This window comes from Streptomyces sp. NBC_00212, from assembly GCF_045206365.1.
Lineage (GTDB): Bacteria > Actinomycetota > Actinomycetes > Streptomycetales > Streptomycetaceae > Streptomyces.
This window is the reverse complement of sequence record NZ_CP108115.1, coordinates 6152854-6172825: the sequence shown is the minus strand read 5'-3', so window position 1 is coordinate 6172825 and position 19972 is coordinate 6152854. Positions and strand designations below refer to the sequence as shown.

The 19972-nt window shown below is 72.2% G+C and carries 18 protein-coding genes and 1 pseudogene; 12 read left to right on the top strand and 7 right to left on the bottom strand.

Features of this window, described 5'->3' with window-relative positions; all coding sequences use genetic code 11:
* Nucleotides 1-115 precede the first annotated feature (115 nt).
* The 3 genes from panB to OHA17_RS28175 all read left to right on the top strand — a co-directional run bounded on the left by panB (nt 116) and on the right by OHA17_RS28175 (nt 3042).
* Entirely contained in the window at nt 116-988 is an 873-nt protein-coding gene (gene panB, locus OHA17_RS28185) for a 3-methyl-2-oxobutanoate hydroxymethyltransferase (protein ID WP_406508888.1), read from the top strand.
* 165 nt (nt 989-1153) lie between these two features.
* Complete coding sequence (locus OHA17_RS28180; protein ID WP_406508887.1) at nt 1154-2191, top strand: ATP-binding cassette domain-containing protein; 1038 nt, start codon at nt 1154-1156, stop codon at nt 2189-2191.
* Nucleotides 2188-3042 (top strand): ABC transporter permease, encoded by an 855-nt coding sequence (locus OHA17_RS28175; RefSeq protein ID WP_406508886.1) that lies wholly within the window; start codon nt 2188-2190, stop codon nt 3040-3042. Before OHA17_RS28180 ends, OHA17_RS28175 begins: the two co-directional genes overlap by 4 nt.
* Before the next feature lie 13 nt (nt 3043-3055).
* On the opposite strand, the gene OHA17_RS28170 is transcribed toward OHA17_RS28175, so the two are convergent.
* A complete protein-coding gene (locus OHA17_RS28170; protein WP_406508885.1) occupies nt 3056-6343 on the bottom strand; it encodes a BTAD domain-containing putative transcriptional regulator in 3288 nt (1095 codons plus the stop codon).
* 182 nt (nt 6344-6525) lie between these two features.
* Here OHA17_RS28170 and OHA17_RS28165 point away from each other — a divergent pair, with 182 nt between their 5' ends.
* Nucleotides 6526-7320: a site-2 protease family protein gene (locus OHA17_RS28165; protein WP_406508884.1), complete on the top strand. Its 795-nt coding sequence runs from the start codon at nt 6526-6528 to the stop codon at nt 7318-7320.
* Here OHA17_RS28165 and OHA17_RS28160 read toward each other — a convergent pair.
* Nucleotides 7304-7480, bottom strand: coding sequence for a hypothetical protein (locus OHA17_RS28160; protein ID WP_199826850.1), 177 nt, complete (start codon nt 7478-7480; stop codon nt 7304-7306). The two genes, OHA17_RS28165 and OHA17_RS28160, sit on opposite strands and share 17 nt — an antisense overlap.
* A gap of 117 nt (nt 7481-7597) precedes the next feature.
* Entirely contained in the window at nt 7598-8311 is a 714-nt protein-coding gene (gene npdG, locus OHA17_RS28155) for an NADPH-dependent F420 reductase (RefSeq protein ID WP_406508883.1), read from the bottom strand.
* 96 nt (nt 8312-8407) lie between these two features.
* Between npdG and OHA17_RS28150 the strand changes: the two genes are divergently transcribed.
* A complete protein-coding gene (locus OHA17_RS28150; protein WP_406508882.1) occupies nt 8408-9010 on the top strand; it encodes a hypothetical protein in 603 nt (200 codons plus the stop codon).
* A gap of 22 nt (nt 9011-9032) precedes the next feature.
* On the opposite strand, the gene OHA17_RS28145 is transcribed toward OHA17_RS28150, so the two are convergent.
* Nucleotides 9033-9263 carry a hypothetical protein gene (locus OHA17_RS28145; RefSeq protein WP_053723921.1) on the bottom strand — a complete coding sequence of 77 codons (231 nt, stop codon included), beginning with the start codon at nt 9261-9263 and terminating at the stop codon, nt 9033-9035.
* Nucleotides 9264-9340: 77 nt separating this feature from the next.
* Between OHA17_RS28145 and map the strand changes: the two genes are divergently transcribed.
* Together map and OHA17_RS28135 are read left to right on the top strand one after the other, a co-directional pair.
* Nucleotides 9341-10210, top strand: a complete 870-nt coding sequence (map, locus tag OHA17_RS28140) for a type I methionyl aminopeptidase (RefSeq protein ID WP_398871233.1) — start codon at nt 9341-9343, stop codon at nt 10208-10210.
* A 169-nt stretch (nt 10211-10379) separates the two neighbouring features.
* Nucleotides 10380-11042, top strand: a complete 663-nt coding sequence (locus tag OHA17_RS28135; protein ID WP_406508881.1) for a heme oxygenase (biliverdin-producing) — start codon at nt 10380-10382, stop codon at nt 11040-11042.
* Nucleotides 11043-11263: 221 nt separating this feature from the next.
* Here OHA17_RS28135 and OHA17_RS28130 read toward each other — a convergent pair whose 3' ends face one another.
* The 3 genes and pseudogenes from OHA17_RS28130 to OHA17_RS28120 all read right to left on the bottom strand — a co-directional run.
* A complete protein-coding gene (locus OHA17_RS28130) occupies nt 11264-11941 on the bottom strand; it encodes a PhzF family phenazine biosynthesis protein (protein ID WP_406508880.1) in 678 nt (225 codons plus the stop codon).
* A 68-nt stretch (nt 11942-12009) separates the two neighbouring features.
* Entirely contained in the window at nt 12010-13452 is a 1443-nt protein-coding gene (locus tag OHA17_RS28125) for an HtaA domain-containing protein (RefSeq protein ID WP_406508879.1), read from the bottom strand.
* Nucleotides 13453-13672: 220 nt separating this feature from the next.
* Nucleotides 13673-14317, bottom strand: a pseudogene (locus tag OHA17_RS28120) (HtaA domain-containing protein); the annotation flags it as partial.
* A gap of 121 nt (nt 14318-14438) precedes the next feature.
* Here OHA17_RS28120 and OHA17_RS28115 point away from each other — a divergent pair.
* The 5 genes from OHA17_RS28115 (at nt 14439) to efeB (ending at nt 19967) form a co-directional block, all read left to right on the top strand.
* The gene (locus OHA17_RS28115; RefSeq protein ID WP_406508878.1) at nt 14439-15452 is read left to right on the top strand and encodes a hemin ABC transporter substrate-binding protein; all 1014 of its coding nucleotides are present in this window, start codon (nt 14439-14441) and stop codon (nt 15450-15452) included.
* On the top strand, nt 15449-16573 hold the full coding sequence (locus tag OHA17_RS28110; protein ID WP_406508877.1) for a FecCD family ABC transporter permease: 1125 nt from the start codon (nt 15449-15451) through the stop codon (nt 16571-16573). The genes OHA17_RS28115 and OHA17_RS28110 overlap by 4 nt, the downstream gene beginning before the upstream one ends.
* Nucleotides 16570-17412 carry a heme ABC transporter ATP-binding protein gene (locus OHA17_RS28105; protein WP_406508876.1) on the top strand — a complete coding sequence of 281 codons (843 nt, stop codon included), beginning with the start codon at nt 16570-16572 and terminating at the stop codon, nt 17410-17412. The genes OHA17_RS28110 and OHA17_RS28105 overlap by 4 nt, the downstream gene beginning before the upstream one ends.
* Before the next feature lie 120 nt (nt 17413-17532).
* Nucleotides 17533-18678 (top strand): iron uptake system protein EfeO, encoded by a 1146-nt coding sequence (efeO, locus tag OHA17_RS28100; protein ID WP_406508875.1) that lies wholly within the window; start codon nt 17533-17535, stop codon nt 18676-18678.
* Between the two features lie 26 nt (nt 18679-18704).
* The gene (gene efeB / locus OHA17_RS28095) at nt 18705-19967 is read left to right on the top strand and encodes an iron uptake transporter deferrochelatase/peroxidase subunit (protein WP_406508874.1); all 1263 of its coding nucleotides are present in this window, start codon (nt 18705-18707) and stop codon (nt 19965-19967) included.
* Nucleotides 19968-19972: the final 5 nt, after the last annotated feature.

Below are 19972 nucleotides of genomic sequence, written 5' to 3'. Positions count from 1 at the left end.
TGGCCGATACGGCTTCCTGGGACACCCTTCCCGGCACAGGGCACGGGATGCCACCATGGATGTGGTCCGGAGACGCCGTAAGGGCGCTTCGAGATGACGAACAGGAGCCGTTGCGATGACGCAACAACTTCAGGCTGCCCCCAAGGCACCCGACAGCAGCAATCCCAAGGCGCTGTACGGAGGCAAGGGCACCCGGCGCATCACCGTGCACGACATCGCCGCCGCCAAGGCGCGCGGCGAGAAGTGGCCCATGCTCACCGCCTACGACGCGATGACCGCGTCCGTCTTCGACGAGGCCGGGATCCCGGTCCTCCTGGTCGGCGACTCGATGGGCAACTGCCACCTCGGTTACGAGACGACCGTCCCGGTCACCATGGACGAGATCACCCTGCTCTCCGCGGCCGTCGTACGGGGCACCTCGCGCTCCCTCGTGGTCGCCGACCTGCCCTTCGGCTCGTACCAGGAGGGTCCGGTGCAGGCGCTGCGCAGCGCCATGCGCCTGGTCAAGGACGCGGGGGTCGGCGCGGTCAAGCTGGAGGGCGGCGAGCGCAGCCACGAGCAGATCCGGCTGCTCGTCGACTCGGGCATCCCGGTCATGGGCCACATCGGCCTCACCCCGCAGTCCGTGAACACGCTGGGCTACCGGGTGCAGGGCCGGGGCGACGAGGCGGCGCACCAGCTGCTGCGCGACGCCAAGGCGGTGCAGGACGCGGGCGCCTTCGCGATCGTCCTGGAGCTGGTCCCGGCCGAGCTCGCCGCCGAGGTCACGCGCATCCTGCACATCCCGACCGTCGGCATCGGCGCGGGTGTCGAGTGCGACGCGCAGGTGCTCGTCTACACCGACATGGTGGGCCTGACCAGCGGAAAGACCCCCCGCTTCAGCAAGCAGTACATGAACCTGCGCGAGTCGCTCGGGGACGCCGCGAAGGCCTTCGCGGGCGAGGTCGTCGGCGGGGCGTTCCCGGCCGAGGAGCACACCTTCCACTAGCCACTGCGGTCACGACGACAGTCCGCCGACTTCCCCCATCGGCGGGCTGTCCGTCGTCTGTGGGCCCGGTTGTCCACAGGGCCGTAGGCGCCTGTAGGCCGGTTGTCCCCATGCTGTCGGTGCCCTGTCGGTGGATTGTCGGTGGCGGCTGGCACCTTGATGGACATGACGCGAATCGACAAGAACCCCATCGACAGCGGGACCGGCGTCGCCGCCGGCACCGCCGTCTCCGTACGGGGGCTGGTGAAGCACTTCGGCGACACCAAGGCGCTGGACGGCGTCGACCTGGACGTCCGCGAGGGCACCGTGCTCGGTGTCCTCGGACCGAACGGCGCCGGCAAGACCACCCTCGTACGCTGCCTGTCCACCCTGCTCGTGCCGGACTCCGGCAGCGCCACCGTCGCCGGCTTCGACGTGGTGAAGCAGCCCCGCCAGCTGCGCCGCACCATCGGCCTGACCGGGCAGTACGCCTCGGTCGACGAGAAGCTGTCCGGCCGCGAGAACCTGTACATGATCGGCCGGCTGCTCGACCTGTCCCGCAAGGACTCGCGGACCCGCGCGGACGAGCTCCTGGAGCGCTTCTCGCTCACGGACGCCGCCAAGCGGCCCGCGATGACCTACTCGGGCGGCATGCGCCGCCGGCTCGACCTGGCCGCCTCCATGATCGGCCACCCGGCCATCCTCTACCTGGACGAGCCGACCACGGGCCTGGACCCGCGCACCCGCAACGAGGTGTGGGACGAGGTGCGGCGCATGGTCGCCGAGGGCGCCACCGTGCTGCTCACCACGCAGTACATGGAGGAGGCCGAGCAGCTGGCGAGCGAGCTGACGGTCATCGACCACGGCAAGGTCATCGCCAACGGCGGGGTCAACGAGCTGAAGGCGAAGGTCGGCGGCCGCACCCTGCAGATCCGGCCCGCCGACCCCGAGCAGCTGGGCGCGATGGCGCGGGCCGTCACCGAGGCGGGCCTGGACGGCGTCTCGGGCACCCAGGTCATCCCCGACGAGGGGGTGCTCAACGTGCCGATCCTCAGCGACGAGCAACTGACCGCCGTGGTCGGCCTGTTGGGGGCGCGCGGCTACGGCATCGCCCACATAGGCACCCACCTGCCCAGCCTGGACGAGGTGTTCCTGGCCATCACCGGCCAGAAGACCGGCGACGCCCAGGACATCCACCGTGAGACCGAGGAGGTCGCGGCATGAGCACCACCACCACTGTCGAAGCGCCTGCCCAGCAGACCCCTTCGCGTCCGCGGCGGGCCACCGGGTCCGACGACGTACGGATCGGGATGCGCGCGAACCTGCGCCACATCGGCGCCCTGGCGCGCCGCAACATGCTCCAGATCAAGGCCGACCCGGAGTCGATGTTCGACGCCGTGCTGATGCCGATCATCTTCATCCTGCTGTTCGTGTACGTCTTCGGCGGCGCGATGTTCGGCAGCGGCAACCAGGAGGCGTACGTCAACTACCTGGTGCCCGGTCTGATGGCGATGATGGGCCTCAACATCGCGATGGCGGTCGGCACCGGCGTCAACGACGACTTCAAGAAGGGGGTGATGGACCGCTTCCGGACGATGCCCATCGCCCGGTCGTCCGTCCTCATCGCCAAGATGGTCGTCGAGGTCGGCCGCATGCTGGTGGCCACCACGATCCTGCTGATCATGGGCTTCATCCTGGGCCTCAGCATCAGCACCTCGGTGTGGGGCCTGCTCGCGGCGGTCGGCCTGTCGCTGGCGTTCGGCGCGTCCCTCATGTGGATCTTCATCCTGCTCGGACTCACCATGAAGACGGTCCAGGCCATCCAGGGAGTGGCCATGCTCGTGCTGATGCCGCTGCAGTTCGGTTCGTCCATCTTCGCCAAGCCGACCACGATGCCGGGCTGGCTGCAGTCCTTCACCGACTACAACCCGCTGTCCAACCTCGCGGACGCGGCCCGCGGCCTGATGACCGGCGGCCCCGTCGCCCACTCCGCGCTGATGACCCTTGCCTGGTCGGTGGGCATCACGCTGGTGATGGCTCCGCTGGCGGTCGCCAAGTTCCGCAAGCGCACCTGAGCCTGACGGTACGTCAGTTCTTGCGATCGCGTCGCACGAGGGCGGTGGCCTCCTCCACGGAGAGGCCGCCGCCCTCGGCGTACGCGGTCTCGTACGCCCCGTCGTCGAGCAGGGCGCGAGCGGCCCGCTCGGCCTCGGCCCGCTGTTCCACCTGCACGGGCGGCACGAAGTGGCCGACCGGGAGCAGCACGTCGTGCGCGCCGACAAGCCGGGCCGCGTCCTCGCCGTCGCCGTGGCCGCCGAGTCCGGCGATCGCGCAGGCCGCGGTGAGCATGTGGACGGCGATCATCTCGGGCGCGACCATCCGCGAGAGCGGCCCCTGGGCTCGGTCGAGCGCGACCAGGGCGCCCGCGAGCCCGTCGGCGTACCGGCCCTGCACGTTGTCCAGCCAGGCCCGTACACCCACGACGAACCCCTCGAACAGGACGAGGCTGGCGGAGCTGAACTCCCTCAGCATCACCTCGGCATGCTCGCGCGCCTCGTCGATCCGGCCGGTGCGGCCCAGCCACATGGTGAGGAAGAGCCGGGCCGCGGGCCGCGCCTCGACGCCCGCCCGGTTCCCGTCGGCGAGGATCTCGCGCAGCATGGCCTCGCCGCGCTCGCCCTCCCCCATCTCCAGGAGGACGGAGGCGAGCCGCGCCTTGAGGAGGGTGACCTGGGCCTGGGCGCCGAGCTGCTCGGCGTAGCGCAGGGCCTCGGTGTAGTCCTCGGCGGCCGGGCCGAATTCGCCCCGCTTCTCGCGCGCCTCGCCCCTGGCACCCAGTGCCTCGGCCGAGCCCCAGGCATCCCCGAGACGCCGGAAGATGAGGAGGCTGGCGTCGGCGTCGGCGGTCGCGTCACCGGCCCACTCGGTCCGGTTGGCCAAGACGTTGGCCCGCATCTGGAGGGCGGCGGCCAGCTCCCACTCGTAGCCGAGCTCCTCACTGGCCTCGACGGTCGCGTCGAGGACCTCCTTCAGCCGGGCCTGGTCGCCGGTGAGCACCACGGGGAAGAACCAGAGCGAGCCCGGCATGCGGCAGGTCTGCGGCAGGCCGGGGCGGTAGGCGGAGACGATCGCGCGGAGCCGTTCGGCGGCCTGTGGGGTCGTCCACTGGTCCATCTCGTGGTCCATGGCGGCCAGTTGGACGAGCCGCACGCCGCGCCGCGCTTCCTGGAGCACCTCGGGGTCGAGCGGCGGCGGGGCGTCCGTGCACTGGACGTAGACCGGCGGCGCGGGCGTCACGGGCGGCGCGAACGGGTCGGGCCCGAGCGCCGCCGTCTCCTTGGCCCAGTGGCGCGACTCGGCGCGCAGGTCGCGCATCTGCCAGTACCAGAGCAGGGCGTGCACCAGGCAGAGCGCCTCCTCCTCGTCGCGCAGCGCGACGCAGCGGCGCAGCGCGGTGCGCAGGTTCTCGTACTCGCGCTCGAAGGCGTCGATCGCGGCCCGCTGCCCGGGGCCGCGCAGCCCGGCGTCGGTGCGGCGGGCGAATTCGCGGTAGTGCGTGAGGTGGCGGCGCTCGGCGGCGGCGCGGTCGCCTGCGCCGTCGAGCCGCTCCGTCGCGTACTCGGCGACGGTTTCGAGCAGCCGGTAGCGCATCTCGCCGGTGTCGTCGGGCGCGGCCACGACGAGCGACTTGTCGACGAGGGAGCCGAGCACGGCGGGCACGTCCGGGGCGTCCAGGCCGCCGTCCTCGGCGCACACCGCCTCGGCCGCCGCCAGGTCGCAGCCGCCCGCGAAGACGGCGAGGCGGCCGAGCACCGCGCGTTCGGGCGCCTCCAGGAGGTCCCAGGACCAGTCGACGACGGCCCGCAGGGTCTGCTGCCGGGGCAGCACCGTGCGGCTGCCGCTGGTGAGCAGGCGGAACCGGTCGTCCAGGCGGTCCGCGATCTGACGAGGCGTCAGCATGCGCAGGCGGGCGGCGGCCAGCTCGATGGCGAGCGGGAGCCCGTCAAGGCGGCGGCAGATCTCGGCGGCGGCGTCCGGATCGTCCTCGACGCGGAAGCCGGGCCGGGCCGCGGCGCCGCGCTCGGCGAGCAGCCGCAGCGCGTACGGCGCGGGCAGCGGCTCGACGGGCCGCACCAACTCCCCCGGCACGCCCAGCGGTTCGCGGCTGGTGGCGAGGACGACCAGGTGCGGGCAGCGGGCCAGCAGGTACTCGGCGAGTTCGGCGGCGGCGCCGATCACGTGCTCGCAGTTGTCCAGGAGCAGCAGCATGCGGCGCGGCCCGCAGTGCTCGGCGAGCCGGACCACGGGGTCGTCGGCGTGCCGGTCGGCGGCCCTGAGCTCCTCGGCGCCGGCCGAGTGCAGCACCGTCTTGCGGGCGCCGACGGCGGTGAGCACGGCGGCGGGCACCCCGGCCGGGTCGTCGACGGGCGCGAGTTCGGCCAGCCACACCCCGTCCGGCCAGCACTCCGCGGCGCCGTCGGCGGCCTCCTGCGAGAGCCGGGTCTTGCCGGCTCCGCCGGGCCCGAGCAGGGTGACGAGGCGTGCGGATTCGAGGTCGCCGCGGATGTCCGCGAGGTCGGCCTCGCGCCCGACGAAGGAGGTGAGCCGGGCCCGCAGATTGCCGTGCACCGGGGCGGCGGGTGCGGGGACAGCGGCCGGGTTCAGCAACTCGGCGTGGATGGCGCGCAGTTCGGGCCCGGGGTCGGCGCCGAGCTCCTCGGCGAGCGTGGTGCGCACGCTCTCGTACGCGGCGAGCGCCTCGGCGGGGCGGCCCGCCGCCCGCAGCGCGCGGATGCGCAGGGCGTGCAGCGGCTCGTCGAGCGGGTGGCTCCCGCAGAGCGCGGCGAGCTCGGCCAGCGTCTCGCCGGCCCGGCCGAGCGCGAGGGCGGCGGCGAGCCTCAGCCGCCGGGCGTCGAGCCTGCGGGCCTCGGCGCGCGAGGCGAGGGTGCCGGGGTCGGGCAGGTCGGCGAGCGCGGGGCCCGTCCACAGCGCGAGCGCGTCGTCGAGCAGGGTCACGGCCTTCGCCGGGTCGCCCTCCTCCAGGGCGCGGGCGCCGTCGGCGGTGAGCCGCTCGAAGCGGTGGAGGTCGATGTCGTCGGGCTGGGCCGCGAGCCCGTATCCGCCGCTGTCCGCGGAGAAGACCGCGTCGTGGCCCAGTGCCCGGCGCAGCCGGCCGACCAGCGCCTGCAGCGCGGCCGGGGCGTCGGCGGGCGGTTCGTCGCCCCACACCTCGCCGACGAGGACGCCCACCGGGGCGGCCCGGCCCGGCCGCAGCGCGAGCACCGTCAGGAGCGCGCGCAGCCGCGCACCGCCGAGGGCGACGGGGCTGCCGTCGAGGTGGTGGACCTGGGTGTTGCCGAGAATCCGGTAGCGCACGCCCCCATTCTCATCGACGCGGCAAGGCCCGGGGCTTGGGGGTGGAACTCCCGCCCGCTCCCGAGACGTTTGACGCGCGGAGCCCGAGCCCGATCCGGACGCGATCCAGACACGGGCTCTCAGCCCCTGTACGGTCGGGCGCGTCCCGCTCGACCGTCCCACCAGCCACTGGAGCCCACCGCATGGCCACCGCAACCTCCCGCCACCACGACCGGCGGATCAGCCCGGTCTTCCTCGGGATCGTCGCCGTCATGGCGGTCTCCGGGTGGGCGGTGTGGACGAGTTACGCCGCTTCCCGCGGCCTGGCCGTGTTCCTGTTCGTGACGTCCGCCTGGGTCGTCTCGCTGTGCCTGCACGAGTACGCGCACGCCCGCACCGCACTGCACGGCGGGGACATCACGGTCGGCGCCAAGGGCTACCTCACGCTCAACCCGCTGAAGTACACGCACGCGCTGCTGTCGATCGTGCTGCCGGTGATCTTCGTGATCATGGGCGGCATCGGCCTGCCCGGCGGCGCCGTGTTCATCGAGCGGGGCCGCATCCGGGGCCGCTGGAAGCACAGCCTGATCTCGGCGGCGGGCCCGCTCACCAACGTCCTGTTCGCGATCGTGTGCACGGCCCCGTTCTGGCTGCACGCGCTCGACGGGGTGCCCGCCGACTTCCGCAGCGCGCTGGCCTTCCTGGCACTGCTCCAGGTGACGGCGGCGCTCCTTAACTTCCTGCCGGTGCCGGGCCTGGACGGGTACGGGATCGTCGAGCCGTGGCTTTCGCACGCGGCCCGGCGCCAGGTCGAGCCGTTCGCGCAGTTCGGGCTGCTCGCGGTGTTCGCGATGCTCTGGATCCCCCAGATCAACCAGGAGTTCTTCCGGCTGGTCTACGCGATCCTGGACGCGCTCGGGGTGTCCGACGTGGACGCGGCGACGGGCCGCAGCCTCTACCAGTTCTGGCCGGACCTCTCGCTCACTCCGCAGCGCTAGCCGAGCGCCCCCGGCGCAGGTAGTACCAGCACATGTTGGACGAGAGTCCGACCAGCAGCACCCAGATGATTCCGAGCCAGCTGCCCTGGGCGAAGGAGACCACGGCCGCGGCGACGGCGAGGACACAGACGACGAGGGCGTACAGAGCGAGGCGGGGCATGGAGGTCGGCTCCTGTCGGGTACGGCTGCTTTTCGGCACTGCGGTCGAGCGAAACGAAAGGGACGGGCAGGTGCCCTCGGCACCCACCCGTCCAGTGTCCACCATGCCCGGGCGTCCTCAGACGTCGGTGACCCGCAGCCCCGCGTGGGCCTTGTAGCGGCGGTTCACCGAGATCAGGTTGGCGACGAGCGACTCCACCTGGTGGGCGTTTCGCAGCCGCCCGGCGAAGACCCCGCGCATGCCGGGGATCCGGCCGGCCAGCGCCTGCACGAGGTCGGTGTCGGCGCGCACCTCGCCGAGCACCATCACGTCCGTGTCGATCTCCTCGACGGACTCGTCCTGGAGCAGCACCGCGGAGAGGTGGTGGAAGGCCGCCGTCACCCGGGAGTCCGGCAGCAGGGCGGCGGCCTGCTGGGCCGCACTGCCCTCCTCGGGCTTGAGGGCGTACGCGCCCTGCTTGTCGAAGCCGAGCGGGTTCACGCAGTCGACGACGAGCTTGCCGGTCAGCTCCTCGCGCAGCGACTCCAGCGTCTTGGCGTGGCCGTCCCACGGCACGGCCACGATCACGATGTCGCTGCGCCGCGCGCACTCGGCGTTGTCGGCGCCCTCGATGCCGAGGCCGAGCTCGTCGGCGGCGGCCCGCGCCCGCTCGGCGGCCCGCGAGCCGATGATCACCTTCTGGCCGGCCCGGGCCAGCCGGTAGGCCAGGCCCCGGCCCTGGTCGCCGGTGCCGCCCAGCACGCCGACGACGAGGCCGGAGACGTCCGGAAGCTCCCAGGGGTCCTTCACGGCGGGCTTCGATGCGGTACCGGCGTTGTCAGTGGAAGTCATGAGGGCGACCCTACTCGGCCGTAGCGGGGCCCTTCATTCGGATGACGAAGCCCGGTTCCGGCCCGCGGCCGCGCCGGATGCGGCAGGCTGCCGGCCATGGATGCCGTACGGGTCGCACTGCTGCGGGAAGTGCTCGCCGGGACGGAGTGGCTGCGGGCCACCCGCCGCTTCGGGGGCGTCCTTCGTTCGTCCGTCTTACCGCACGGCGGCGGGCTGCTCCTGGTCGGCACCGAGCGCTACGAGCCCTGGCACCTGGCCGCCCACCTCACCGACGAGGCGGCCTGGTCGGGCCTTTTGGAGCTGAGCCCGACGCTGGTGCGCCACCGCGTCGAGCCGGGCGGGCCGCCCCATCTGTCCGTCGGGCTCGGCCGCCTGGAGGCGGCCCGGCGCGGCGAGACGCTGCTCGTGGTGGCGCCCGAGCGGCCCGCCGAAGGCCTGCTCGAACGCGTCCACGACGCGCGCCGGGCGGGCGCGACCGTGCTCGCCCTGGACGGCGGCGACCGCGAGGTGCAGGGGCTGGTCCACGAGTCCCTGACGGTGACGCCGGACGCGGAACTCGACCTGGACACCGTGCAGCACCTGGTCAGCGCCGCCGCGGGCGAGAACACCCTGCCCCCGCAGCGCGGCCCGCGCCGCTTCCGCGACCGCCTGAGCCAGCTCGCCGACCACCTGACGGCGCCGCCACCGGCCCGCTGGTAACCGTCAGCGGGTCAGCGGCGGCTCACTCTTCGCCGTCCTGCGGCGCCGACTTGTCGTGCCACTTGGGGTCGTTCTCCCACTCCAGGTTCCGCTCCTGCGCGCTCTGCATGGCGTGCTCGGCCTCCTCGCGCGTCGCGTACGGCCCGAAGCGGTCCTTGGCCGGGCACTCGGGGCCCTCCTCGACCTTGTGGTGGACCAGGCAGTAGAACCACTCGCCGGGTTTGCCGACCGTGCGCTTCTTGAACAGAGCCATGGGTGCCTCTTCCCTGGGACGGTGGCCGGGTGCCTCAAGGCCATGCTGCCCCACACCCGCTCGATAGACTCGCCGGCATGTCTGGCCAGCCGAAGTCGCAGTCCCTGCTCGTGCCCGGGGAGATCTCTCCGGCCCGTTCCGTCCCGGGTCGTATCCGGCGTCCCGAGTACGTCGGGAAGCCCATGCCCACGCCGTACACCGGCCCCGAAGTGCAGACCGCCGAAACGATCGAGCTGATGCGGATCGCCGGCCGGATCGCGGCGCGGGCCATGGAGGAGGCGGCCAAGCACATCGCGCCGGGGGTGACGACGGACGAGCTCGACCGGGTCGCGCACGAGTTCATGTGCGACCACGGCGCCTACCCCTCCACGCTCGGCTACCGCGGCTTCCCCAAGTCGCTGTGCTCCTCGGTCAACGAGGTCATCTGCCACGGCATCCCCGACTCGACCGTCCTCAAGGACGGCGACATCGTGAACCTGGACGTCACCGCGTACATCGGCGGCGTGCACGGCGACAACAACGCCACCTACTTCTGCGGCGACGTAGACGAGGAGTCGAAGCTGCTCGTCGAGCGGACCCGGGAGTCCCTCAACCGCGCGATCAAGGCGGTCCGGCCGGGCCGCCAGATCAACATCATCGGCCGGGTCATCGAGTCGTACGCCAAGCGCTTCGACTACGGCGTCGTGCGGGACTTCACGGGCCACGGCATCAGCACGGCCTTCCACTCCGGCCTGATCGTGCCGCACTACGACGCCCCGCACGCGACCACCGTGATCAAGCCCGGCATGACCTTCACCATCGAGCCGATGCTGACGCTCGGCACCCACGAGTACGACATGTGGGAGGACGGCTGGACGGTCGTCACCAAGGACCGCAGGCGCACGGCCCAGTTCGAGCACACGCTGGTGGTCACGGAGACGGGCGCGGAGATCCTCACGCTGCCGTAGTCCCGTGCCGCCGGACCCGGGCCGGGCGGGATTTTTTGATGGGGTGTTGCGCCCCGGCCCCACGGGGTACGTTTTTACCGACAGGACGTCGGGAACCAGTTGACTTAGGTAACCCTAACTTGAGACGATCCAACTGGTTCCCGCACCCCTCGGTCCCCGGAGGCCCGCCTTGACCACCACCGCGACCACGCCCTTCTCCACCCTCATCCGTACTGCCTCGCACGAGCAGCACACGGAGGCGGAGACGTCGACGTTCATGGGCGATCTGCTCGGCGGCCGGCTCGGGGTCGACGCGTACGCCCGCTACACCGAGCAGCTCTGGTTCGTGTACCGGGCCCTGGAGGAGGGCGCCTCCGCACTCGCCGCCGACCCGGTGGCGGGGCCGTTCATACGGCCCGAGCTGATGCGCACGGCCTCCCTTGAGCGGGACCTGGCCCACCTGCGCGGCACCGACTGGCAGCGCGGCGCGACCCCGCTGCCCGCGACGGCCGCGTACGCGGCGCGCGTCGCCGAATGCGCGCGGACCTGGCCCGCCGGATATGTGGCGCACCACTACACGCGCTATCTCGGCGACCTGTCGGGCGGGCAGATCATTCGCGACAAGGCGGAGCGGACGTGGGGGTTCGCCCGCAAGGGCGACGGCGTACGGTTCTACGTCTTCGAGGGGATCGCCAACCCGGCGGCGTTCAAGCGGGGTTATCGCGTACTGCTCGACGCTCTGCGCGCGGATGAGCTGGAGAAGCGGCGGGTTGTCGAGGAGTGCAAGCGGGCTTTTGCTTTGAACACGGCTGTGTTCAGGGAGCTGGGGGAGGAGTTCCCGCTCAGCGCGTAGCGCTCCGCGAGGGGGGCGAGTTTTGGGTGCGGGGCGGTTGGGGGCTTTTGCGCAGTTCCCCGCGCCCCTAACCCCTCTTTCGACCTCGGGCCGTGCGTGGTGCTCGCGCAGTTCCCCGCGCCCCTAAAACCCCATGTCACCTGCGGGCCGTGCGTGGTTGCTCGCGCGGTTCCTCGCGCCCCTGCAGGGCGCCCAGTACCCGTTGGCTGAGCCGGGCGATGTCAGGACGGGGGGCGGGGCATGGCGCGTTCCAGTAGTACCCGGCCGCCTAGCTCGATCGTGTCGTCCGGGCCCGGGGCTGTCAGGAGTTGGGAGCCCCGGCCCTGGGTGATGTTCAGGGCTCGGCCCAACTGGTGGGTCAGCAGGAGGGCGGCCGCTCCTGTCGCCTCGTCCTCGTCGATTCCGTCGCCCCGGCCCGGGAAGGCCCTCGCCCTCACCCGGCCTGCCGCCTCGTCCTGCCAGGACCAGGCGTATATCCACTCCCCCGGCTCGGGGACCGCCAGCGCGTCCACCTCGGCAGCCGAGGCGTACTGGCGCAGGGTGCGCGGTGGGGCCCAGCCGGCTCGGGCCGTGATCCAGGTGAACTCGCCGTCCTGGCGGGCGAAGACGTCACCCACGGGGAGTTCGAGGACGTCCAGGTCGAGGAGCCACGCGGCGCCCACCACCGGATGCCCGGCGAACGGAAGGCGCAGTCCCGGGGTGTAGATGTCGACGGTGCCGCGCTCGGGGTCGTCCACGAACACGGTCTCGCTGAAGCCGAGTTGACGCGCCAGCTCCTGCCGGGCCGCCTCGCCGGGCACGTCCGCGCCTTCGCGCACCACTGCGAGGGCGTTGCCGTGCCGGCCGTCGGGGCCGCAGAAGACCCTGAGCACGTCGATCAGTACGTCTCGTTCACTCACGGACGCATTGAAGCAGCAGGCAGGGCCGCACCCTCCGGTCGGGGGTGCGGCCCTGCCCGTCGAGAGGGTCAGGCCCGGCGGCGCCTCGCGGCGAACAGCATCGCGCCGCCGACGGCGGCCACCGCACCGGCCGCTCCCAGCAGGGCGCCGGTCGGGATGTCGGCGCCGGTCGCGGCAAGGGCGGCACTCCCGCCGACCGAGGCGCCGACCGTGCCGGACGGGGTGGTGGACGCCGTTCCCGTACCGGAGCCGGACCCCGTGCCGGAGCCCGCGGGCAGGGTCGCGCCGTCCCGCACCGTGAAGGCGAGGTCGAGCGGGTCGATCGCCTCGCCCGCCTTGTACATCGAACCCGTCGTGTCGTTGGCGAACGCGGCCGCGCCCTCGGCCGTGAAGGCGGCCGGGACCGCGGCCAGGCGCACCACGCCGTTCTTCGCGGTGTAGTCGGCCTTGGCGAGGTCGAGCGTCGCGAAGGCGATGTCGTCCTTCTTGCCCTTCGGGGTGGTGACGTCGAGCACCAGGGTCCCCTTGTCTCCGGTGGCCTTGACCTTGAGGTCGCTGAACTTCATCTCCAACTGGTGTGCCGGATAGCGGAAGTTGACGCTGCCCTTGAAGGCCGCGTCGAGCGTGCGGGCCTTGGTGTCGAGGTCGGCCTTGCCGAAGGAGAAGTCGAAGAGCTCGCGTTTCTTGCTCGCCCCGTCGGCCGCCGAGGTGGCGCCACCACTGTTGACGTAGCGGCGGAACGACTCCTTCAGGCCCCAGGTGAGCCGGCCGTCGACGGCCTTGCCCTGGGCGGCGGCGCCGGGCGCGGGCGCGGGCTCGGGCTCCTTGGACGGCTTCGGCTTACCCGGGCCGGGCTTCCCCGGATCCGGCTTGCTCGGCGTCGCCACGGGGGTCACCGTCAGGGTCGCCGGGTCGAGCGGATCGCCCTCCTTGTACTGGCCGTTGAAGGCCGCGGCCCCCGCCTTGGTCAGCGCGGCCGGGATCTCCTTGAAGACCATCGCGCCGCCCGCGCCACCGCCGGGCCGCACCTTCGACAGGTCGAGGTCGGCGAGCGCCACGTCGTCCTGGACCCGGTCCTTGCCCGCCGGGTCCTTGGTGGTGATGTCGGCGGTGACCGCCCCCTTGGTGCTGGTGGTGGCGACCTTCAGGTCGGACAGCTTGATGTCGAGAACCCCGCCGTGCGCCTCGAAGCGGACGCCGCCCTTGAAGGTGTTGCTGGTGTTGTGGGTGGTCGTGTCGTACGTGCCCGTACCGCCGGTGAAGGTGAACACGCCGTTGGCGGCGGCCTGCTTCGCGCCGTCCGCGACCGTGATCCGCCCGGCCGCTCCGACGTACTTGCGGAAGCTCTCGCGGAAGCCCCAGTCGAGGGTGCCGTCCTTCAACTCCAGCTTCGGCGGGGCGCCTTCGGCCACCGGCGCCGCGAAGGCGGGGACGGTGCTGCCCAGCGAGGCTGCGGTGGCGACGGCGGCCGCGAGGGCCACGGAGCGTCGTCGACGAGGGGTGACGGGCATGATCCGGGTCTCCTTGAGAGTGCTCTTCGGGGAAGGGAGTGAGGGAGGGAGGTGGGAGGTGGGAAAGGGGGCGCGGAAATCTGTCAGTTGTCGATTGGCATCTGCCATCTGTCGACCGTCAGTTGTCAGCCGTCAGTTGTCAGCGGGCTCATCAGCGGCCGGGCTCATCAGCGGCGGCCGCCCCGCGCCTGCGCACCAGCACGAAAGCGACTCCCGCGGCCGAGTTGGAGGCCTCGGGTGCGCCCTCCGTGTCCACGGACAGGCTCACCGGGTCGAGTGCCGTGCCCGCCGGGTAGTAGCCCGCGAACGCGGCGGCGCCCTGGGATGTCAGCGTCGCCGGGATGTTGTCGAGGGCGATGGGGGTGGAACCGCCCTTGAGGTTGATCCCGGCGAGCGCCAGCGAGGCGAGCGGCACTTGGGGCCGGGTGGTGGCCTGCCCGCCGCCCTTCGCCTTGCTGGTCATGTCGGCATAGAGGGTTCCCTTGCCGCTCTCGATCCGGACCGACGGCCGGGCGACGGTGAGGTCGAGCTCATGGGTGCCGTCGGGTTTCGGGTGGCCGGTGAAGTGGACGCCGCCGGAGAAGGCGGACCGGAAGTCCCCGCTGTCCGGGTCGTAGGCGCCGGTCGCGGAATGGAAGCGGAACCGGCTGTCGCCGACCGTGGCGGCGCCGCCCGTCAGGCTCCAACTGCCGTGCGCCACCGGCCCGGTGACATAGCTCTGGAAGGACGACTTGATCCCCCAGTCGAGCCGGCCGCCCCGCACCGTGCGCTCCGCGGCATGCGCGGCGGCGGCCGGAAGCAGCGCCCCGAGCACGGCCGCGAGCAGCGCGAGGACGAGCACCCGGGCGGGTCTGGACGAAGGCATGAGGGATCCCTCCGGGAAAGGGCAGGCCACAAGACTTGGCGGCTTAGGTAAGGCTAACCTAAGCTATGTCAGGCCGTGCCGGAAGTCCCGTGCACCGCCCACCACGACCGAGCGAAGGACGGTGCACCCGGTGCGCAGACCAGGACTTCTCGCGGGTGCGCTGCTCTGTGCGCTCGCCCTCACCCTCACCGGCTGCGGCGGCGGTTCGAGTACGGGGACGGCCGCCCCGGCCGCCGGGGCTAAGGCCGCCGCGGACCGGGTCGAGCCGCTGGCCACAACTCCCGCGCCCCGGCTGCCCGTCACCGTGAAGTCCGCGGACGGCAAGCAGGTCGAGGTGAGGTCCGCCGACCGGATCGTGCCGCTCACCGGCTCCCTCAGCGAGCTCGTGTTCACGCTCGGGCTCGGCGAACACGTGGTGGCCAGGGACATCACGGCCACCTTCGAACAGGCCGCGAAGCTGCCGGTGGTGACGCGGGCGCACGACGTCTCGGCCGAGAGCGTCCTGTCCCTGAGGCCGACGCTGGTGCTCGCCGACACCACGACGGGACCGGCCGAGGCGGTCGATCAGATCCGGGCCGCCGGGATACCGCTGGTCGTGGTCGAGCCCGCCAAAAGCCTCGCCGACGTGGACCGCAGGATCGGGGCGGTGGCCGCAGCCCTGGGCGTGCCCGGTGCCGGAGCCGAGCTCAAGTCCCGTACGGATCAGATGATTTCGGCGGTACGGGCCGCCGCGCCCAAGGGCCGGGCGAAGCCCCGGGTCGCCTTTCTCTATCTGCGCGGTTCGGCCTCCGTCTATCTGCTCGGCGGGGCGGACTCCGGTGCCGCCTCTCTCATCGAGGCCGCGGGTGGCGTCGACGCGGGCAAGGAGTCCGGCCTGGCCAAGGACTTCACCGCGATCACCAGCGAGGCTCTCGCGAAAGCTGCCCCGGACGCCATCCTCGTGATGAGCAAGGGACTCGCATCCGTCGGCGGCATCGACGGCCTCCTGAAGGTGCCGGGTGTCGCCGAGACTCCGGCGGGCCTCGACCGCCGGGTCGTCTCCATCGACGACGGCGTGCTGCTCAACTACGGCCCGCGCACCGACCAGGTCCTGGGGTCCCTCGTGGACCAGCTGTACGCGGAGCCGAAGAAGTGACGGCGACGACCGAGGCTCCCGACGTCACGGCCGATCCCGCGCCACCGCAGCGGACGGCGAAGTGCTCAACTCCCTTCCTCCTCACGGCAGTTCTGCTTGCCGCCCTCCTTGTGCTCGCGCTGCTTTCCGCCGGGCTCGGGGCGTACCACATCCCGCTCGGCGACGTGCTCGGCTCGGTGCGGCACCGGGCCGGGCTCGGCGGGCAGCCGCTCGGCCGGGTCGGCGAGAGCGTGCTGTGGAACGTGCGGCTCCCCCGCGTCGTGCTCGCGCTGCTCGTCGGCGCCTCGCTCGGCTGTGCGGGCGCGCTCATGCAGGGCGTGTTCGGCAACCCGCTCGCCGAGCCCGGCGTGATCGGGATCTCGGCGGGTGCCGCGGCCGGCGCGGTCGGCTCGATCGCGCTCGGCCTGAGCTTCTTCGGCAACCGGACCATCACGTTCTGCGCGTTCACGGCGGGCCTGGTCACCGTCCTGCTCGTGTACGTCTTGTCCCGGTCGGGCGGCCGCACCGAGGTCGTCACGCTCATCCTGACCGGCATCGCCGTGAACGCCTTCGCGGGCGCTCTGATCGGCCTGTTCATCTTCTTCGCGGGCGCTCTGATCGGCCTGTTCATCTTCTTCGCGGACAACGCGCAGATTTCACAGATCACCTTCTGGCAGCTGGGGTCCCTGGCCCAGGCCACCTGGCCCAAGGTCCTCGCCGTACTGCCGTGCGCCCTGGCGGGGCTGGCCATCGCCCCGCTGCACGCGCGCGAGCTCGACCTCCTTGCGCTCGGCGAACGCCCCGCCCGTCATCTCGGTGTCGATGTCGAGCGGCTGCGGATCGTGCTCGTCCTCGTCGTCGCGCTGCTCACCGCGGCCGCCGTCGCGGTGGCCGGGATCATCACGTTCGTCGGACTGCTCGTGCCGCATCTGCTGCGCATGGCGGCCGGCCCCGGGCACCGCTTCCTGGTGCCTGGCAGCGCGCTCGGCGGCGCCGTCGTACTGATGGCGGGCGACCTCGCGGCCCGCACGGTGGCCGCGCCCGCCGAACTGCCCCTTGGCGTCCTGACCGCCCTGTTCGGCAGCCCGTTCTTCTTCTGGCTCCTGCGCAGGACCCGGCGCAAGCAAGGCGGTTGGGCATGAGCGCCCTGAAATCCCTCTTCTCCGTACGCGGCCCGCGGGCCCTTCCCGTTCCGCCCGAACCTGGTCAAGTAGCCCTGGAGGCAAGTGAGTTGAGGGTGGAGCTCGGCGGGCGTCCGGTGCTCGACGGGGTCGGCCTCCAGGTCCGGGCCGGCGAGGTCGTGGCGCTCGTCGGGCCCAACGGGGCGGGCAAGTCGACGCTGCTCGCCGCCCTCGCGGGCGATGTGCCCGCAAACTCGGGGGGCGTACGGATCGACGGGCGGCCGCTCGCGGACTGGCCAGCGCCCGAACTCGCGCTGCGCCGGGCCGTACTGCCACAGCAGGCCTCGCTCTCCTTCCCCTTCGCGGTCGAGGAGGTCGTCCGGATGGGCCGGGCGCCGTGGGCCGGGACCGTACGCGAGGACGAGGACGACGCGGTGATGGCGGACGCGATGGCGGCCACCGAGGTGACCGGGTTCGCCGGGCGGCCCTTCGACGCGCTGTCCGGCGGCGAGCGGGCCCGGGTGGCGCTGACCCGGGTGCTCGCCCAGCGGGCCCCGGTGCTGCTGCTCGACGAGCCGACGGCCGCGCTCGACCTGCGCCACCAGGAGCTGGTGCTGCGGAACTGCCGCGAGCGGGCCCACGCCGGGGACGCCGTCGTGGTCGTCCTGCACGACCTGGGTCTGGCGGCGGCGTACGCGGACCGGGTCGTCGTGCTGCACGACGGGCGGCTCGCGGCCGAGGGGCCGCCCCGCGCGGTGCTGGACGCGGAGCTGATCGGCCGGGTCTACCGGCAGCCCGTGGAGGTGCTCGCGCATCCCCGCACGGGCACGCCGCTGGTCGTGCCCCGGCGCGACCCGTGACCAGGCCGTGACCGGTGAGAGCTGAATCACGCACCCAGTGGGTATCGGTGAGGTAAGGCTCGGTTAAGTTAGGTCCGCCTCAGTCGACCTGTTCGACCCTGAACTCAGCGTGGAGCCCGCATGCGACCCGTCCGTACCTCCGTAGTCACCGCCGCCGCTGCCGTCGCGGCCCTGACCGCCGTCACGGGCTGCGCCGACAAGAGCGACGCCAAGTCGGGCGGCGCCGGTGACGCGATCCAGGTGACCGCCACCGACAGCTCCTGCAAGCTCTCGAAGACGGACTTCCCGGCCGGTCACGTCAAGTTCGACATCGAGAACAAGGGCTCCAAGGTCACCGAGGTCTACCTGCTCTTCCCCGACGACCGCATCGTCGCCGAGCGCGAGAACATAGGCCCGGGCCTCAAGCAGCAGCTCACCGCCGAGGTCAAGGCCGGCTCCTACGAGGTCGCCTGCAAGCCCGGCATGAAGGGCGACGGCATCCGCCAGAAGGTCAACGTCACCGGCGGCGCCGCCGTCAAGCGCAACCCGCAGCTGGACACGGCCGTCGCCGAGTACCGCAAGTACGCCCAGGAGCAGGCCGACGAGACGCTGCCCAAGGTCAAGGTCTTCACCGACGCGGTGCGGGCCGGCGACCTGGAGGCCGCCAAGAAGGCGTTCGCCCCCTCGCGCCTGGGCTGGGAGCGCACCGAGCCGGTCGCCGAGTCCTTCGGTGACATCGACCCGTTGACCGACACCCGCGAGGACGGCCTGGAGAAGGGCCAGAAGTGGACCGGCTGGCACCGTCTGGAAAAGTCCCTCTGGGCCGACAACAAGATCGGCCCGGACGAGAAGGGCCTCGCCACCCAGCTCGACAAGGACCTGGCGGACTGGCAGAAGCGGGTCGGCACCGCCGAGATCACCCCGACCTCGATGGCCAACGGCGCCAAGGAGCTCCTCGACGAGGTCGCCACCGGGAAGATCACCGGTGAGGAGGACCGCTACAGCCACACCGACCTGTCCGACTTCAAGGGCAACGTCGAGGGCGCGCAGAAGGCGTACGAGCTGCTCAAGCCGGTCGCCTCGAAGAACGACGCGGCGCTCACCACCGAGCTGGACAAGCAGTTCGCGGCCCTGAACACGCTGCTCGACAAGTACCGCACGGACAAGACCTCCTACGACTTCACCTCGTACGACAAGGTCGGCGAGGGTGACCGCAAGCAGCTCTCCGACACGGTGAACGCGCTCGCCGAGCCGCTGTCGAAGCTCGCCGCCGCCGTCACGAAGTAACGCCCGGAGCCAGGAGGAGATCCGTCATGAGCGAAACGACCGAGGTCACCGGCCCCGGCAGGGCCCCCTCGCGCCGGGCGCTGCTCGGCTGGGGCGGCGCGGGGCTCGCGCTCGGCGCGGCTGCGGCCGGCGGCACTGTCGCCCTCGTCAAGGGCGGTGGCAGCGACGCGGTGCCCGCCGCGGACACGGGCGCCGCGGTGCCCTTCCACGGCGACCACCAGGCCGGCATAGCCACCGCCGTCCAGGACCGGCTGCACTTCGCCGCCTTCGACGTGACGACGAAGGAACGCGCCGAACTCGTCCAGCTCCTCAAGGACTGGACGGCGGCGGCCGCCGCGATGACCGAGGGCAAGCCGGTCGGCGAGGGCGCCTACGGCGGGCTCGCCGAGGCGCCGCCGGACGACACCGGCGAGGCGCTCGGCCTCAAGCCGTCCCGGCTGACCCTGACCTTCGGTGTCGGCCCCTCCCTCTTCGCCAAGGACCGCTTCGGCCTCGAAGGCAAGCGGCCCGAGGCGCTGGTCGACATCGAGCAGTTCCCCGGCGACAACCTGGACGCGGCGCGCAGCGGCGGCGACCTGTGCGTCCAGGCCTGCGCGGACGACCCGCAGGTCGCGGTGCACGCGATCCGCAACCTGGCCCGCATCGGCATGGGCAAGGTCGCCATCCGCTGGTCGCAGCTCGGCTTCGGCAAGACGTCCTCGACGACGCCGGACGCGCAGACCCCGCGCAACATGATGGGCTTCAAGGACGGCACCCGGAACGTCTCGGGCACCGACGCCAAGGCCCTCGACGACCACGTCTGGGTCGGCGCCAAGGACGGCGGCGACTGGATGACCGGCGGCTCCTACCTGGTGGCCCGCCGCATCCGGATGCACATCGAGACCTGGGACCGCACCTCGCTCCAGGAGCAGGAGGACGTGTTCGGCCGCGACAAGGGCGAGGGCGCCCCGGTCGGCAAGGCCAAGGAGCGCGACGAGCCGTTCCTGAAGGCGATGAAGCCGACCGCGCACGTCCGCCTCGCGCACCCCGACTCCAACGACGGCGCCCGGATCCTGCGCCGCGGCTACTCCTTCACGGACGGCACGGACGGCCTCGGCCGCCTGGACGCGGGCCTGTTCTTCCTGGCCTACCAGCGCGACGTGCGCAAAGGGTTCCTGCCGATCCAGCGCGCTCTGGCCCGCCACGACGCGCTCAACGAATACATCCAGCACGTGGGTTCGGCGATTTTCGCGGTCCCGCCGGGCGTCCGCGACAAGGGCGACTGGTGGGGCCGGGGACTCTTCGGCTGAGAGGG